Here is a 17,862-nt window from a genome sequence, read left to right as displayed (position 1 = left end):
CAACGGGACCGGGACTGCCTCGGCGGCCGGATCGGCATCGGGCGTGCGCAGACGACGACTCCCTCTACCTCGGGAATCTCATCCCATCCGCCACTCGTGCGTCGACAACGGCCCCGACGACGGATCCCCGGCCGTCGCCGCCCACTCGCGGGCCACGAACACCGGCCGGGTCAGCAGTACGTCACCGGTCCGCTCGACCCTCATCACGACGCCGAACTCCTCGAGCGCCAGACCATCCGGCGAGTAACGGAAGTCCACGACACCGTGCGACGTCGCGTGGACCCTGAGCCGCTCCTCCACCACGGAGGGCACACCACCGACGAGATCCACGCCCTCCCAGGTGACCTGCGGGCCGCGCCGGGCGCTGATCGCGACCCCACACACGCGCCCGGCGTCTCCGTAGTGGGCGGTCACCTGGGTCTCCGGCCACAGGTCCCCCTGCGGCGCCACCTGCCAGAAATCCGCGCAACGACCGATGCGTTGGGAGCCCGCCGGCCCGATCGCCGCCACGACCTGCTCGTGGTCCATGCCGAACCGCAACGGCCCCACCCTCACGAACGGCACGAAATCCCAGCGCACACGGTCGGTTTCCTCCATCGCGATCCCCCAGGGACCGTCCCTCAACGTCGACATGCCATCCCGTCCCTCGACAACCGCACCGGAAGCCTCCCTCCCGAATCGCACGGTTGTAGCACCTCGGAGCGACACCGGCCGGAGCACCCGTCGCGCGCCGCCGCGGCCCGGGCGTACCGCGATCACGACGCACCGGGAGCATCGAGGGCACGAGTTCCCATCCGGAACCGACCGGCGTGGGCGGGCCGGACGGACGTCGTGCAGGCGGCGGGCGCGTTCACCGCCCTGGAACGCGGCACGTCGGCCGGTGTCGACGTCCCGGCGCACCGCGCGCTGCAGGGTGGCCGGCGAACGAACGGGTACTTGCCCCACCGACACACCGAACCGGCCTTCCACAGCTACCACAGACCACCCCCGGCGGTACCCAGGAACCCTTCGACAAGCTGCCCGGGACAAGCTCTTGCGGCCCTCACGCCCAAACTCGCCACCATCCACCCATCCATCACCACAACGCCGCACAGCGCCATCGACAGGCCAGACACCCAATCAACAACCCGACCCGAAAGTCGTAAGGAAACCGAGCAGGTATCCCGGACGAGGCCGCGACGGAAGTATTCGCGATGTGCGTGGTCTTCTCGCCCGGTACGGTGTGCTGCCGATCGTCCGGGGGATGGGTGGGGTGTCGTGGCGGGGTTGCGTGTGACGGTGTGTCTGCCTGCGGAGGCAGGGGGCGGCGGAGATCGGCGCGGCGATGGCTCCGTTCGAGGAGGACCACACCTCGGACGAGGCGCGCGACATCTGGGACTGGTGGATCGTTCGCGGCGGCAGCGACGGCTGCGGCTACTTCGTCGTCCCCGGCCATGCCGACGACCCGTATCTGGTCCACGACACGCCGTGGTCCGACGGGGAGGAACTGCCGAGTCTGCCGGGCATGTCGGCCGGAGGCCCCCGGGAGGCGCTCGATTTCACGGAGCCGCGGACCAGGGCGAGGGCGGTTCTCGGCGCCGGGTGGGATCTGTGGCGTCGGATCAGCGCGGACGGGCGGCCCGTTCGGCCGCTGTCCTGGTTCAAGTCCCGGTACGCATCGGAACACGGGGCGTATTCCGGCCCGGAAGCCTTTTGGGACTACCGTACCCAACCGAAGGTCGGCGAGTTCTACGACCACTGGGACCGGACGACACGCATCCCCGGCATGCTCAACTTCGGGTACTCCACCATCAGGGATCTGGATTCCTGGTTCGCGGGCGACCGCGAGGAGTTTGTCGAACGCGAAGCCCCCAGGGCGCTCCGGCACTTCGGGGACCTCCTCACTCTCGACGGCTGGTGGATCGAGGCGGGAAGAAGCGACGCAGGCGTCCACGGCCCCTGTGGCGAACCGGTGCCGTGCGAGCACGCACCGGACGACTCCCTGTGCCTGACCGACCCGGTCACCTACCTGGAAACACTCCCCGACGACACACTCCTCGTCACACTCAAGTGCCACGTCTGAACCCCACCCAACACGCGATGGCCACCACCCACCCCGGACCGCCGTCATCCTCGCGAGGTCGGCGCAGAACGAGAGCAACCACCCACAGATTTTCCCAATGGAACCGACCATCCGTCCCGGATCCCGCAAAACCGCAGGTCACAAGCCGGACAAAGTCGAACAAGACAGCAAAACCACAGGTCACTCAGTCACGATCCCAAGTCCCAGATTCTGCAAATCCACTGGTCAACACCTGGGCGATCGACAAGATCTTTCAAAGCAGCCGGGACGGAGCACGCGGGAGCCGGGTTGAGACTGGGCCCACCTGTTGTATTCGGACCACTTCGTAGAGGCCGCTTCGGCGCGAGCGTAGTCTGCGGCGTAGCTCTGGGCCCACCTGTTGTATTCGGACCATCGCTGTGCCTGCGCCCGCTCGTAGGCGCTCGCCCCACCCGATGACGATCCGTAACTGGTGGCGGCGTTCCATGTCTTCTCGCAGTAGGCGATGCATCCGAGGACTCCGACCGGGATAACTCCGACCATCGGATTGACGCCGCCGAGGTGGCGGCCTGCTTCGGTCGACCTCTGGCGCTCCTGGAGGGGGTGCGGCGGCTCGGGGATCCCGTGGCCGTGTGGCCGGCCGTCCACCACGCGTTGTGGAGCGGGGTGTTGCGCGCGGCCCTGGATCGACCCCTGCACGAGCGGACCATCGCCCGGGGCGACGCAACACGCGTGGTGACGCTTTGAAGGGCAACACACTCGCCGTCGGGGACCGGGTCCGTCTGGAGGGGCGGGAGTGGACGGTCGTGGTCCTGGCGGGGAGTTCGGCGCGACTCCTGGACGAGGCCGGGGCCGTCGCGGCCGTGTCGCTGCCCCACGTGTTCGCCGACCCGGGCTTCGAGGTCGTGGGGGCCGCGCCGCCCGTGGTGCCGCCGTTCGCGCTCCTGGACGCGCTCCCCGAGGACGTCCGCAACCGGGCCCTGGCGTGGGAACGCCACGTACGCGAGGTCGAGTCGGGCCTCGCGGACCCGCGGGGAGGGACTCCGCGGGCGCAGTACGACCCGGCGCTGCGGAATCTGACGCAGCGGGAGAAGGCCAAGGCCGCGGAACTGACGGACGCGGGGACGCCGACGAGTGTGGCGACCGTACGCAGGATGCGGGCGCGGTACCGGAGCAAGGGCGTGTGGGGGCTGGTCGATCAGCGGGTGGTGCGCCCCGGGTCGCCGGTGGGGCGGGCCGATCCGCGGGTGGTGGAGGCGGTGTCGGCGGTGCTGCGGGAGCAGCGGGAGCGGTCGACGGGCACGCTGACCGCGATGCGGGTGCGGGTGGGGTGGCTCCTGGAGGACCGGTTCGGGCCGGGTGCGCCGGCGGTGCCGCCCCCGTCGACGTTCAACCGGCTGGTGCACGCGCTCGGCGACGGCCAGGGGCTTTTGGGAAGTGCCGTGCGGCGGCGTGCTCACGCCTGTCGTCCCGAGCCGCCGTTTCGCGTGACGGTGGCCTTGCGGCCGGGCGAGTTGGTGATGATGGACAGCACGTCGTTGGACGTGTTCGCGGTGATGGCGGACGGGGTGCTCGATCGCCCGGAGTTGACGATCGCGATCGACGTGGCGACCCGGGCGATCTGCGCCGCGGTGCTGCGGCCGCCGGGCAGTAGCGCGGTGGACGCGGCGGTGTTGCTCGCGGAGATGGTCGCGCCGATGCGGATGCGCCCGGGCTGGGACGCGAACCTGGCGATGCGGCGGTCGATCGTGCCCTACGAGCGGCTGGTGGGCCTGGACAAGCGGCTGGAGGGGGCGGCCGCTTGGCCGGTGATCGTTCCCGAGCCGGTGGTCGTCGCCCAGGGGAAGGTGTTCGTGTCCTCCTCGTTCGTGGCCGCGTGCGAGAGCCTGGGGGTGTCGCTGCAGCCGGTGCCGCCGGCGAACGGCCCGGCGAAGGGTCACGTGGAGCGCACGTTCGACGAAAGACATAGCGGCACCCCGACCAGCACGGAATCACCCACGCCACACTCCGACGCCACTGACGACCAACCACCGCCACCCAATCACTCACACCGCGGCAGGCGCCCGGGCGGGTGGCTGACAGCACACCACACACTCACATATTGAATGGTCTGAATCGGGCACCCGGACGAGGCCATGACCTGTCCACAAAGGAAGGGCGCTCCGAAGAATGCTGGAAGCATCGAACGAGATATTCGGTGAACGTTCCGTCAGTTTTGAACCATTCTCCAGCCTCGCTGGTGATCACAATTTTCCAATCAGAGGCGTCTGGTGCGGACGGGAGGAAGAAATAGCTGTTCGAATGCTGGTCCGAACCCCATTCAATCAAGCCATTTCGATCCGGAGCGAAAGCGTACGGGTAAGCATCAGGACGGGACTCCCTTGCCCTCACCCACGACGCCAGGGACCAAAACTCCACAACCTCTTCGGATGACGGCCCTTCAGGGAGATCCAATAGCAGATACTCATCCAACAGACCCGGGCCGTAGAAATCCATAAATTGTTTATAATCTGACGGCAACCGAAGCCCCAGATATTCTTCGCTCGCAATCCATACATCGGAATTTGAACGAACCCACCAGTCCGGATCCCCCAGCAGTGAACGCAAAGATTCGAAACTCGACATATGTGCAAACTCCATTCACCGGATCGTGCGCCCATCTACGGGCGACTACGGAACGCCGCCTCTGTTGGCGCAACTATCCCACGAATCGACTTGGCACCCACCAACGCAGGCACGTTCACTCGCCCCTGCTCTGCGAACACTCCCCGTCAACACCATCACACTCGACCAACCAACGTCGCCCGTACCCGCCGCGCCCCGTCTTCGGCGATATGCGCGCAGATCAACGCAAAGATGCCAGCGATGTTGACCCTTCCCGAGAGGAAACAAGCGGGGCATCATTTTCTGTAGTCCTGCGAGCTGCAGATCGGCGCCTGCGGATTTTGCACGTTCTGAACATAGCAATCGACATTCATGCCCCGATTGCCATTGGCCGTCAAGTGCATGTAATCGGGCCTTGCCCCCGCACCCGGCGAATATACCGGCCGTACTTCGTACACGACTTTCTGCCCATTCTTGATCTCTCCGGCGATTGCATTTTCGATCGTGCTCATTTCCGGACTATTCGCCCTCTTCCACAAGGGGACAAGGTTTCTGAGATCGGTACCCGATCCACCGAATTGCCTGCCCATGATATGGCCACGAGCTCGCTTGTTCTCCGGAATTTCCCAGAAACCAGGAGGTTGAACCATTCCGGATTCGAATGTTTTATTCCATGCGGTGGGAGTGCCATCTTCGAGATCCAGAGGGCTATTGAACCTGCCTATGGCTCCCGTGGCCCGGCACCCGTCTCTTCCTGGCCGGAAACGCTCGCGAGGGTAGTAGGTTATATTTCCATGAAGATTCTGACCAGGACCGTCGTCGCATCTATCCGAGTCGGCAGAATCACCTCCGGGATTTCTGGCTTCGGGTGCAACCAAGAAGGCATTCTCCTCCTCAGAACGGGACAGAGTTTCATCTTGAGAATTGAAAGCGGTTTCAGGGCTCCCCAATGGATTTTGAATATTATCCAGCGTCCGGCTTCCGTCCAGAAAACCTCTAATGATGGCCACCAGCGGGTCAACAATCGGTGTTGCGGCAGTCGGGGGCCGGTTCTTGGGGGCAGTCGGGCGGTGTGGGGGCTTCGGCTTGGGCTTGATGGGAGGCTTACTCGATGGGCCCTTGCCGGGGCCCTTACCGCCTCCACCTCGGCATCCCACGACGCAGCGACCCGGTCCGCCGGAACCGCCGGGGCCGGTGGTGCTTCCGGGGCTCTTACCAGGGCCGCCGCTGGATCCGCAGGCGCCGTAAGTTCGGCATGCCCAGGCGTTGAGGTCGCCTGCCCGCGTCCCGGCTGCCGCCGCGCTGGAGGCGGCGCTACTGGCAGTGGTGGGGTGAGCTATCCACCAACTGGCCACTGCACCAGCGCCGGCCGTTGCTCCCCCGCTTCCGGTCCACGAGTTCCACTTGTTTTTGATCTTGGATCCGAGGCTTTGAGCGCCGGACCATGTGTTCGACAGGCCGTTGGCCAAACCCTGCGCCAGGGACTGGCACTTGGCTATGCATGCGGCACCGACGGCAAGGGCCCCTGCGGCAGCCCAATAGACCGCAGATCCCTCTACCACGCAGCCATCCCATAGGCAATGTCCAGAGGGGTCGGTGTTCCCCATGGGATCGCTTCCGCCGTATGCATATCGGTTGGCATTGGCTGAGGGGCTTGGGTTGAGGGTCCAGGTGTCTCGGGAGTCGAAGCCGCCGGTTGATGGGTCGTACCAGCGGCTGGACATGTTGACTTGGCCGGTGGTGGGGTCGGTCCAGGCGCCCTGGTAGCCGAGGCCGGGCTTGGGGCCGGTCTGGGTGGTGACCTGGCCGAAGGGGTCGTATGTGGTGGAGCTTGTGCGGTTGAGGGTGGTGGGGTCGATCGCTGCGGTGACGTCGCCGTGTTGGTCGGTGATGGCAAGGGTGCCGGTGGTGCCGTTGCCGGTGGCGATCAGGTCGCCGCCCGCGCCTCGGGTGAATTTGGTGGTGCCGTCGGCGACGAGGTTGTTGGTGGTGCCGTCGTAGGCGAAGCCGGATTGGGCGTTGCGGGTGATCATGCGGCCCTGGGCGTCGTAGCCGTATGTGGCGTTGTCCTGGGCGAGTTGTTCGAACGCGTCGAATTGCAGCGACTTGGTCAGGCCGGGGACGGTGATCGTGGAGCGGGTGCCGCGTGGGGTGTAGGTGTAGGTGGTGTCGCCTGCGGTGAGCAGGCGGTTGCGTTCGTCGTAGGTGGCGGTCTTGGGGCCGGCGGTGGTGCGGTTGCCGGCGGCGTCCCAGGTGTAGGGGGTGGCTGTGGTGCCGTCGTTCCACTGGGTGAGGCGGCCGGCCAGGTCGTAGGTGTAGGTGTTGTCGCGGCCGCCGGTGGTGGAGTCGTCCTTGCCGGTCATGTGGTCGTCGGCGTCGTAGGTGTAGGAGGTGGAGATCCTCGGCAGGTCGTCCCCTCCTCGTACTTCGTCCGTCGTCAGTCGGCCGAGGTCGTCGTAGGCGAATGCGCGGTCGGCTCGGACGGCGGAGCGGGCCGCTGCCGTGTTGGTTTGTGGCCATTCGATGATGGGCCAGTGGTCCCAGTACTTCTGCCCCACGACGTTGCCGGAGCCGTCGTAGGCGTATTCCACGGTGTGGCCGGTCTGCGGATCCGATGCGAGGTAGGGGCGTCCCTGGTGGTTGTACGCGAAGCGGGCGGTGCCGGCCGCGTCCGTGCGTTCGGCCATCTGGCCTTCGGCGTCCCAGGTGTAGTGCGAGGTGCCCGAGGTGCCGGCGGTGGTCAGCAGGAGGCCGCGGTCGTTGTAGGTGTAGGTGTTCGTGGACTTAGGTGCCGCCGCGCCGAGGGTTTGTGCCTTGGTCAGGCGTCCGGAGTCGTCGTAGGCGAACACGCGTTTGTCGGTGGTGGCTTCGGCGCCGGTGCCGGTTTGTTCGATCAGGCGGCCGAGGTGGTCGTAGGCGTTGTCGGAGCGCACGCCGCCCGGTGCCGATTGGATCGTGGCCTGGCCCACGGCGTCGTACGTGGTGGTCCAGGTGCGGTCGGCGGGGTTCGGGTGTGCGGTGGTGGCGGGCTCGATCACGCTCTCGGGCTGGTCCCAGGCCGTGTGGGTGTAGATCGTGGCGTTGCCCTTGCCGTCGGTGAAGCGCGTACGGTTGCCCACCGCGTCGTACCCGAAGGAGGAGACGATCGACTCCGTCGCGTTGATCTTCTCGGTCTGGCGGATCAGGCGACCGGCGGCGTCGTAGGCCAGGTCGGTGCGACCACCGGCGGGGGTCACGGTCGAGGTCTGGTTGCCGTTGGGGTCGTACGACTGGGACGACGTGCGCAGGGATGCCTCGCCCAGGACGTCGCCGTTGTAGCGCATGACGATGTCCTCGACCTTGTCCGCCCGGCCCAGCGGGCTGTAGGTCCATCGGTTGCCCCGCCCCTGCCCGTCATAGGCGCGGACCTCGCGACCCAACCCGTCGTAGTCGACGGTGACTTCGTCGGTGTCGCCCCATCGGCGCGTCGGCTGTCCCGCCGGGTTGTAGACCTGGAATGCCTCGCGGCCCGTCGGCGACGTGGTCGCGACCACGCGGCCCGCGTCGTCGTAGGTCATCGTGGTGGTGAAGTTGTTGGCCGTCGGGAAGCGTTCGACCCGGGTGGCGGTGAGTTGGCGGCCGAGTTGGTCGTAGGTCGCCTCGGTGCGGGCGCCTTCGGGGTCGACCGCGGACAGTTGGCGGCCGTTGGCGTCGTAGGTGTAGTGCCAGGTGGGGGGCGTGGGTGGGGTGTCCGTGAAGGTCTGGTTCAGCAGCGGGCCCCGGTTGATGCCCGGGGCGGCCAACACGCTCGGCTGGGTGGGTGCCTGGGGGGCCGTCTTCTCGACGACGTTGCCCATCCGGTCGTAGCGCACCTTGCTGGTCCGGCCCAGCGGGTCGGTCGACTCGATGGCGCGGCCGGCCTTGTCGTAGCGGACCTGGGAGGTGGCGGTGATCGGCTGGGTCGCACCCGCGGGGGTGTACGGAGGCAGGGTCGTGGCGGTGGTGCGGCCCGTGCGGTCGGTGACGCTCGTGGTCACCCGGCCGTTCGCGTCGCGGGAGACGACCGGCTCGCCGAAGGTGTTGTAGCCGACTGTCGTGGTCGGGCGGATGTTCGTCGGCGGGGCGCCGGCCACCGTGACCTCGACGGTCGGGGACGCCGCGGAGATCTCCCGGCCCAAAACGTCGTAGGTGTGGGTGGTCGTGTGCGCGCTCGGCGTCGCACCGGTGGCGTTGCCGTTGGGTGAGACCTCCTCCAAGACCAGGCCGCGTTGGTCGCGCTTCCAGGTGCCGACGAGCACGTCGTCGACGCGTGGGGCGGCGGCCTCGTTGTGGGCGGTCTGGCGCAGGACGCGTCCGGCCTTGTCGTAGGTGAAGTCGGTGGCTTCGGTGGTGGTGATGCCGGGGCCGGTGCGCAGGGTGCGGGCAACGAAGCCGGCGGTGTCGTATTGCGTGGTGCTTTCGCGGTTCAGGCCGCCGGGGTCCAGGACGGTCCGGGTCGGGCGGTTCAGTGCGTCGTAGGCGATCTCGGTGATCGTGGTGCCGCCGGTGGTGCTGCGTGTGACGTTGCCGGCGCCGTCGTAGCCGAGGCGCTCCAGGACGATGTCTCGGGTTGTGCCGTTGGGTTGCCGGACGGCGCGGGCGATGGTCTCGGCCTTGGTGTCGTCGTCGTAGTAGGTGTACGAGGTGGTGGCGCCCATGGCGTCGGTGATCGAGGCGAGGCGGCCGGCGGGGTCGTAGGCGCGGGACTGTACGACGAGGTCGCGTGGGGTTCCTGAGGGGTCGCCGTCCCAGCCGATCAGGGTGGTCTCGGCGGGTTGTCCGCCCGGTGTGTAGGTGTGGCGGGTTTCGGTGCCGACCGGGTCGGTGGTGGAGGTCAGGCGTCCAAAGGCGTCGTAGGCGGTGCGGGTCACTCCGCCCTCGGGGTCGGTGGCGGTTTCGGGGCGGCCCTTGGCGTTGTAGGTGTAGGTGGTGGTGCGGGTGGCGTCGCCGCCGGTGAGGTCGGCGGTCGACTGTTCGACGACGCGGCCGTCGACGTCGTACACGGTGGTGCCGCGGATCGTGTGGGTGATGCCGGTGATCTCGTTGCGGACGCCCGGCCCGGTCGCGGTCGTCGGCCGCGACGCGTAGTCGTAGGAAGTGGTCGTGGTAACGCCGGTGGGGACACTGTCCGAGACCTCGGTGGTGGTGATCCTGCGGCCGAGTCCGTCGTAGGTCTGGCGGGTGATCAGGCCGACCGGGTCGGTCGTGGAGGCCAGGTCGCCGTTGACGTAGTAGGCGAAGGTGGTGATGCGGTCGCCGGGTTCGGTGGTGGAGGCGAGGAGGCCGGCCGGGACGGTGCCGCCGCCGACCGCGGCCTCCGTGCCGGTGGTGTAGGCGCGTTGGGTGGTGGATCCGTCGGGTCGTGTCTCGCCAGTGGGGTGGCCGGTGGGGGTGTACGTGTATGTGGTCTTGTACGTGTTGTCGCCGACGTCGGCGGTGCGCGGGTCGCGGATCGCGACGAGTTGGTCGTTGCGCGGGTCGAGCGGGTCGTTCTTGTTGAGATGGAACTCTTGGTACCCGGTCCAGCATTGGGTGGTGGTGCGGCAGGTGGTGCGGGATATCTCGTTGCCGCGCGTGTCGTGGCCGCTGATGACCGAGTTGCCGTTGGCGTCGGTGACGGTGTGTCGGAAGCCGCCGCTGTCGTAGCCGTAGGTGGTGGTGGCGCCCTCGACGTCGGTGACGCTGAGCGCGCGGCCGCGGAACGAGTCGTAGGTGCGCGTTTCCTGGCGGTTGTTCGGGTCGGTGACGGTGGTCGTGGTGGTGAGCGTGGCCGGGTCGGTGGTGGAGCCGCTCGCGTAGTGCGTGCCGATGGTGTCCGCGTCGAGTGCCTGGTGGTAGATCGCCACTTCGTCGATGGCGCCCTTGAAGTAGCCCTTGATGTCGGTGGGCTTGGCCGGCCAGGCGAGGTTGTTCACCGGGCCGGCGCCGATGGTGATGTAGGGGTCGACGATTATCGAGGATGCGTCCAGCGGGGCACCGACGAGGTTGCCGTCGAGGTAGAGCTTCTGGACCTTGCCGGGGGCGTCCACGCTGAGCGCGGCGTGGTGCCACCGGCCGTCGAGCACCGAGTCGGGCGAAGTGATCGGGGCGGGCATGCCGTTCCAGACCTCGCCGCGCAATTGGCCGTCGGTACCCACATAGAGCATGGGTGTCGCCGGTGTGTCCGCGTCCGTGTACGGCAAGTCCTGGGTGGAGGCGCCCATCAGCACGCCCGGCCCCTGGGCCTGGAACCACAGTTCGGCGGTGAATTGTGAAACGCCGCCGAGTTGATCCTTGGGCAGTCGGATGTGTGAGGAGGTGCCGTCGAAGCCGGCCGCCCGGTCGCCGCTGGCGCCGAACGCGCCCACGACGCCCTGCCGGACGTTCCAGGCGCCGGCCGCGTCGGTGGCCGGTCCGGGCACCAGGTCGATCGGTGCGCCGGCGCTGTCGGTGGCGGTCAGCGGCCAGTATCCGGTGGGGCCGGCCGCGAGGATACGCGCGCGGTAGTCCGCCGCCGGGCTGCCCGCCGCGGCGGCGTGTGCGGCTGCGGTGGCCGCGTCCATGGTCTTGCGGTAGACGGCGACCTCGTCGATGCGGCCGTCGAACCAGCCGTTGCCGGCGGGTGCCTTCTCGTAGCCGGCGGAGGCTCCGGCGCCGACGAAGCTGCGCATGCTCTTCTCGTGGAAGACCGCGCCGCTGATCGTGCCCGCCGCGACACCGTCGAGGTAGAGGGTGTGGACGATGCCGTCGGTGGTGAGGACGACGTGATGCCATCTGTCGTCGTTCACCGACGCGGTGGAGACGATCTGCGGCTGCGGTGGGCCGCCGGTCACGAAGAACTTGCCGCGCAGCTTCCCATCGGTGTCCACGTACAGCGCCGGCGTGTACGTGGTCTGGGACTCCTCGATTCCGGCGGACTGGTAGCCGAACAGCATTCCCGGCTTGGAGGTGCGGAAGGACAATTCGATGGTGGCTTGGGAGGAGCCGTGCACCAGCCCCGAGGGCAACTCGATGTAGGAACCGGTGCCGTTGAAGACGGCGGATCCGTCGCCGCCGGTGACGCCTTCGGTGGAGCCGATGGTGGACACCGCGCGTCCTGCGCCGTAGGTCCCTCGAGCGCCCTGTTGCGATGCGACCTGTGCTCCGGACGTCTCGTTCAGCCGGTAGTACGACCAGGGACCGGCGGCGGTGACGGCGGCCCGGTAGGCGGGTCCCGCGTTGGGTACCACCGCGCTGCGGGCGGCGAAGTGCTCGGCCACGGCCGTGGCGTCGATCGCGCGGTCGTAGACGGCGACTTCGTCGATGGAGCCGTCGAAGTGACTGACGCCGCCGGGTGCGTCGGCCCAGAAGGTGGAGAAGCCGGCGCCGAGGTAGACCCGGCTCGCGTTCTCGTTGTTGATCGCGCCGTTGATGCTGCCGGTCTTGGCGCCGTCCACGTAGAGCGTCTGCGCGGTGCCGTCGGAGGTGATCACGGCCTGGTGCCAGCGGCTGTCCGTCACCGTCGTGGCGGAGCGCATGGGTATTTCCCGTCCGCCGTCGGCCTGGAGGAACTTGCCGCGCAGGTTTCCGTTGACGTCGACGTAGAGCGGGAGTGTCCAGTCGCCGCCGACTCCGGCGGGGTCGTCGATCGGGTTGGACTGATGGCCGAGGATCACTCCGGGCTTGTCGGTCTTGAACCACACCTCGACGGAGAGTCGGGGCAGCGTCCGCAGCAGGTTCTGCGGCAGTTCGACGTGGGAGGTGGTGCCGTTGAACTCGACAGCCGTGTCGTCGCCGCCCGCGAACGCGCCCGCGCGGCCGGGGATCACCTCGTGGTACGTGCCCGCCGCCGCGCTCCCGGAGGCGTTGTTCGCGACGGTCCCGCCCTGCTCGCCCAGGCGATAGTAGGCAACCGGCGCGGACGCGACGATCGCACTCGCGTAGCCCGTCGAGGAGGCGGAGTAGGTCGGCTGACCCAGCTTCCACGCGCCGCCGTTGACGTCGGTGACCTGGGTGACGCGGTCGGTGCGGGCGTCGTAGGCGACCTCGGCGTGGGTGCGGCCGGACGGGAGCGTGACCTTGGTCAGCTGGGTGGCCGCGGCGCGCGCCGCGTAGTGCTCGGCCACGCCGGTGGCGCCCAGTGGGCGTTCGTACAGGGCGACGTCGTCGATGCTGCCGGTGAAGTACGAGATGTTCCCGGGCGATTGGGGCGCGCCCTGGGCGAAGCCGGCGCCGATGAGGGTGTTGCTTGCGGCGGGGTGGTAGACCTCGCCTTGGAGGGCGCCGACGGCCTGACCGTCGAGGTAGAGCGTTTGGGCGGTTCCGGTGGCGGACAGGACGGCGTGGTGCCACTGGTCGTCGGTGACGTTCGTGGTGGAGGTGATGGGGTCGGGGGTGGTGCCTCGGGTGAGGAAGCGGCCGCGGAGTTTGCCGTTGGTGTCGATGTACAGGGCGGGGTTGAAGTCGCCGCCGACGCCCGCGGGGTCGTCGAGGGTGCGGGTCTGTTGGCTGAACAGGACTCCGGGGCGGGTGGTCTTGAACCACATCTCGATGCTGAGGAACGTGGACTTGCCGACGATGTCCGCGGGGAGTCGGATGTGGGAGGAGGTGCCGTCGAATCCGGCGGCCTGGTCGGGGGATCCGGCGAGCGCGCCGGGCCGGCCGAGGGTGACGTTGCGGTATTCGGCGCCCTCGCGGGCGGTCGCGGTGGGCACGCTGTCGGCCGCGGTGGTGGTCGGGCCCGCGTCGCCGAGCCGCCAGTAGGAGCGGGGGGCGGCGTCCATCACGACGGAGCGGTAGTGCGATCCGGTGGTGTAGTCGTAGCGGGTGCACGGCGCGGCCGGGCCGCCGGCGGGGGCGGGCGGGCAGACGGTGGTCAGCCGGTCGCCGTCGTAGCCGTACGTCCACACCGGGCCGGGCGTGTTCGCGTCGATCGGGTTGGTACCGGCCTGGGTGACGTGGGCGCCGGTCCAGGTGAAGGTCAGGTAGCGGCCCGAGGTGACGTCGGTGGCGCGGGAGATGCGGCCGTCGGCGCCATGGGTGATCTGTTGGGTACGGCCGGCGTAGTCGGCGACGGAGAGCAGGCGGCCGTTCGTGTCGAAGACCTGGCGGGTACCGGACTTGTCGGCGAGTTGCCAGCCGCCGCCGGGCACGGCGGTGAAGGTGGCGAAGCCGCCGGAGGGTGCGGCGTAGGTGCCGTCGGGGTTGCGGCCGAAGCGGACCTGTCCGCCGGTGGCGAGCACCACGACGACGTTGCCGGAGCCGTCGTTGTCGGGGATCGCGCGCATGTCCCAGCGCGACGCCCAGCCGGCGCCGAAGGCGGTGTCGGTGCGCGGGTCAAGCGAGTTGTAGGTGCGCGAGACGGTCAGGTCGGGGCCGACCGCGCTCACCGAGGCGTCGGTGGCGGCGGTGGTGTAGTTGCCGACCTGTTCGTTGAACTCCTTGCCGGCCGAACCCGCCGAGAGCCGGCTGGTGATCGCCGGCTGGGGCACCTGGGTGGAGAACATGGCGGCGCGTGCGAAGGTGCCGTCGGCGCCGGCGGCATCGCCCACGGTGCCGTACCAGGCGTAGGTCTTGCCCCAGGTGAGGTTCCACTCCTTGGGCACCGTCCACGGCGACTGCGGTTGCCAGTCCGAGGTGTGGCAGTCCTTGCGAGTGTTCGCGCCGTCGACCTCGCAGACCTCGAACTTGTAGCGCAGCGGCTGGTTCGCGGGCCACGCGTCGCGGTCGTGCCCGGTGACGTGGAGCATCGGGGTCAGCGTCGAGAACGTGTAGCCGCTCGGCGGCCAGGCGGTGTCGACGGCCGGTGGGCGGTTGGGGATGGTGAACACGGCCGGGTTGGGCCGCACCGACGGGCTCTCGCCGTCGCCGATGTAGGCGTACCAGGCGTACTTGCCGCCCTTGGCCAGTCCCCAGCTCGGCGGGACGGTGAACGACGCGGACGTCTGCCAGGGCGTGTTCTTGCAGTCCTTGCGGTAGTCCTGGCCGTCGACCGTGCAGACCTCGAAGTAGTAGTCGAGGGACGGGCGGGGGTAGTTGTCGGGGTCGTTGCCCGCGACGGTGAACGTGGGGGTGGTGGTGTCGGACTCGTAGCCGTTGCCGGGGGTCATCGAGGTGATGACGGGCCATTTGTTGGCGGTGCCGAGTGCCATCGGCAGGGGCGGGACGCCCATCTGGGAGAACTTGGGAATGTTGCTGCCGTCCATGTCCCAGGCGAGGGTGTACGTGCCGGGGGGCAGTTTGGCGATGGCCGCGTCGAGGGTGACCGACTGGCCCGGCGGAACGTCGTTGGGCAGTGCGGTCCAGCGGATCTTGTCGCCGCCGAGTTCGGTGCCGCCGGCGTCGAACAGGCGGTAGTGGAGGGAGTGGATGCCCTTGGTCCAGCCGACGGTGCCGTTGTTGGTGACGGTGACGTTGGCGATGCCGTCCTGGGTCGCGGTCACCTCGCGCACGAGGTTGTTGAACCTGTACGCGGCCCGGTAGGGCGTGTAGTCGATGTCGAGCTTGACGCCGCCGTTGGGTGCGGTGTCGAACTTCTTCCAGGTCTTCGGGTCGCCCTCGGCGGTACGCACGGTCAGGCCGTTGTTCGCCGCTCCGGTGACCCAGCCCTGGATGAGGTCGCGCCCGCCCGAGCCGAGGTCGACGACGCCCCAGCCGTCGTTGCAGCCGTCCGACTCGTTGCCGAGCGCGAACGAGGCCGAACCGAGGGCGGGGCCGTAGGAGGGGCCCGGCCAGCGCACCGAACTCGGGTTCCAGGCGGCGGTGTTGCCGTGTACCGACACCGCGCGCGGCGCCTGGCAGTCCCACGAGTGCACATTCCACAGCGCGAGGCGGGCGCCGGTGATCGTGTTGTTCTGCAACTGGGCGGAGACCGCCGAGGTGTTGAGCAGGATCGCGGCGTTGGCGCAGCCGCTGTCGCAGTTGTAGCCGAGGCGGTAGACGTCGGTCTGGAAGAAGTTGCGACCCTGGACGATGCTCACCGAGTTCGACGCGGGCGTGACCGCGACGGTGGGGTCGACCTTGACCGGGTACACGCGGGCGGGGTCGTTCAGCCAGGCCCGGTCGAGTTTGACCCGCAGGACGCGGGTGCCGTCGTCGCGGGTGAGGAGCTCATAGGTCACGCCGCCCGACGTGGCGCCCTCGCCGGAGGCGGGGGTGACGGCGGAGTCCATCATCCACCCGTGCGGGACCATCGCCTGGACCGCGCCCGCGGCGTCGGTCAACGCCACATTGCCGTGCTCGTCCAACGTGGGGGTCAGGCCCGCCAGGTGCAGCGGGAAGTCCCACGTGTCGGGCGCGGACGACGAGTTGAGGAGGATCGTCTCCTTGATCTCGCCGTCGCCAGCCTTGAGGTTGACGTCCGACTGGGGGCGGGCTCCGGTGAAGGTGATGCTGTCGGAGACGGTGCGGCCGACTGTGGGGGTCGCGTTGTCGAGGCCGAAGCCGACACTGGTTCCGTTCCCCGTGTGGAGGGTCGCCAGACGCGCCGCGTCGGCCTTGGTGGCGACGTCGACCGGGTTGGCTGCGGCGCGGGTGCGCCACCATGCCGGGTCGGCGGGGTTGCCGCCCATCGGGGCGAGGGTGTTGTCGACCTTCGCCCATGTCCCGTCCGGGAGACGGTAGTTGACCGGGTCCTGGGAGACCTTGAGCGTGCGACTGCCGTCGACGTTCTCGTAGACACTGGTGTGCGAGTCGCGCTCGGCCGGGAGTTCGCGGCTGGTCCGCTCGTCGAAGGAGGAGCCCGCGGCCGGCTTGGTGGGTTCCGTCGGGGCGGCGGTGATCGTGGTGCCGCCGGCCTGCGGCGGCGACTGGACCTGCTGCGTGGCGGCGCCCGCGAGCGGCCGCTCCGGTGTGGACTCGACCGGGAGCGGCGTCAACGGCCCCTGATCGGGGCCGAGTTCACCGGGGGCCTTGCCGGCCGGGCGCCCACTGCCGTCCGATCCCGCGCGCGTCGCCGCCGTGTCGACCTGGTGCGACCGGCCGGCGGCCGATCCCCACTCCTGGGTGGGCTTGCCGTACCTCGTCTCGCCCGGGGTGGCGGCGGAGACGGCGGTCGCCCCGCCGACGACGAGACCCACGGTCATCGCCATCGCGGCGACGATCGCGGTCGGACGCTGCGCACGCAGCCACAACAGCCCACCGAACACGGGACTGCTCCCCCGGGATATAGAGAAATGACAGGCGCACATCCAAACGGCTGGTGAAATCCCACGGCAATGTATGTAGATACTTGTCGATAGATGATTCACGTCATACGAAACCCCTACAACCTTGGAACCCGCTCAGGAGTCGGGAACACGAACAGGCTGCAGACGTGGGTATTTGGCCTGATTACGACCCCCGATGAGAGGCAGCAGACGCCCAAGCATCCCCATACGCGGCATGCAGGACCTCCAGGCGAGCACGGCCGACCCGCTCCTCGGGGAGCGGCTCTTCGCCGGCAACTCTCCGCCACCGCGAGGCTGATCGCCGGTATCACCGGGGACGGTGGTCCCGGTGTGCTCAGCATCCACGCAGAATGATCCCGCCGTCCTTCACGCACACGTGGAGGAGCGGTACCACGACAAGGCTCGCCGCCTATCCGAAGCAGAGCCGAGGGCCGATCGTCACTCTGCCCGTTACCCGCGCTCCTGCCCCTGGCGGCGATCCTCACCGAGGAGGGCTACGCACGCACCGGTGGCTGCTCCTCAAGTCGTTGATCCTGATGTTCGTCCACGACAGGCGGGCGCACCCGCTGACCGCGCAAGGCGTGATCGAAGTCGTCCCGGACGACGGCCCACCCGCACACGGTCGAGCGCGGGCGCGGCGACGGTGCTCCGGCCCCCGGCGTCGGACGTTCGGTACCACCCGGGCCCGTCGGCGCTCCTTTGGAGTGTCCGGCGGGCCCGGTCGTTCATCGATCTCGGGCGTGGTCGGGCCCGTGCCGGAGTAGGCGCGAAGCCAGCCGTGCCTTACGCGTAACCGGTCTCCCAATCGCTGCACGGGTCGAACCAGGCATCCTCGACGCAGACCCGAATCTCGCGTTCATGAAACTCCGCCGCCAACGCCCCGACCGCCGCCACTACGGCGCAGCGGTGTTCCCCCACGACTGGGCCACCATCGGGACGGAGCAACCGGTATCGAAATGTCGGACGCGTCGTATCAGGTTGTCGGCGTACACCTGTATGTGCCCGGGGAGGTACAGCCGAACATGCTCGCCATGTTCGGCGTTGGGTCCGGCCTGGTGGTGGGCCGGGCGTAAA

General features: G+C 68.6%; 6 protein-coding genes. 3 read left to right on the top strand and 3 right to left on the bottom strand.

What is annotated here, in order from left to right; genetic code table 11:
- Window positions 1-78: 78 nt before the first annotated feature.
- Window positions 79-633: a hypothetical protein gene (locus ACFXKZ_RS50940; RefSeq protein WP_380014912.1), complete on the bottom strand. Its 555-nt coding sequence runs from the start codon at window positions 631-633 to the stop codon at window positions 79-81.
- Window positions 634-1,324: 691 nt separating this feature from the next.
- Between ACFXKZ_RS50940 and ACFXKZ_RS50935 the strand changes: the two genes are divergently transcribed.
- The 3 genes from ACFXKZ_RS50935 (at window position 1,325) to ACFXKZ_RS50925 (ending at window position 4,146) form a co-directional block, all read left to right on the top strand.
- Window positions 1,325-2,062: a hypothetical protein gene (locus tag ACFXKZ_RS50935; RefSeq protein ID WP_380014909.1), complete on the top strand. Its 738-nt coding sequence runs from the start codon at window positions 1,325-1,327 to the stop codon at window positions 2,060-2,062.
- A gap of 540 nt (window positions 2,063-2,602) precedes the next feature.
- A complete protein-coding gene (locus ACFXKZ_RS50930; RefSeq protein ID WP_380014906.1) occupies window positions 2,603-2,788 on the top strand; it encodes a hypothetical protein in 186 nt (61 codons plus the stop codon).
- The gene (locus ACFXKZ_RS50925; RefSeq protein ID WP_380014903.1) at window positions 2,785-4,146 is read left to right on the top strand and encodes a hypothetical protein; all 1,362 of its coding nucleotides are present in this window, start codon (window positions 2,785-2,787) and stop codon (window positions 4,144-4,146) included. The genes ACFXKZ_RS50930 and ACFXKZ_RS50925 overlap by 4 nt, the downstream gene beginning before the upstream one ends.
- On the opposite strand, the gene ACFXKZ_RS50920 is transcribed toward ACFXKZ_RS50925, so the two are convergent.
- Window positions 4,136-4,681, bottom strand: coding sequence for an SMI1/KNR4 family protein (locus ACFXKZ_RS50920; protein WP_380014900.1), 546 nt, complete (start codon window positions 4,679-4,681; stop codon window positions 4,136-4,138). The genes ACFXKZ_RS50925 and ACFXKZ_RS50920 overlap by 11 nt on opposite strands.
- A 260-nt stretch (window positions 4,682-4,941) precedes the next feature.
- Complete coding sequence (locus tag ACFXKZ_RS50915; RefSeq protein WP_380014897.1) at window positions 4,942-16,767, bottom strand: LamG-like jellyroll fold domain-containing protein; 11,826 nt, start codon at window positions 16,765-16,767, stop codon at window positions 4,942-4,944.
- Window positions 16,768-17,862: the final 1,095 nt, after the last annotated feature.

Source organism: Embleya sp. NPDC059237 (assembly GCF_042754105.1).
Lineage (GTDB): Bacteria > Actinomycetota > Actinomycetes > Streptomycetales > Streptomycetaceae > Embleya.
The sequence above is the reverse complement of the archived record's forward strand: the minus strand, read 5'-3'. Positions and strand labels throughout refer to the sequence as shown.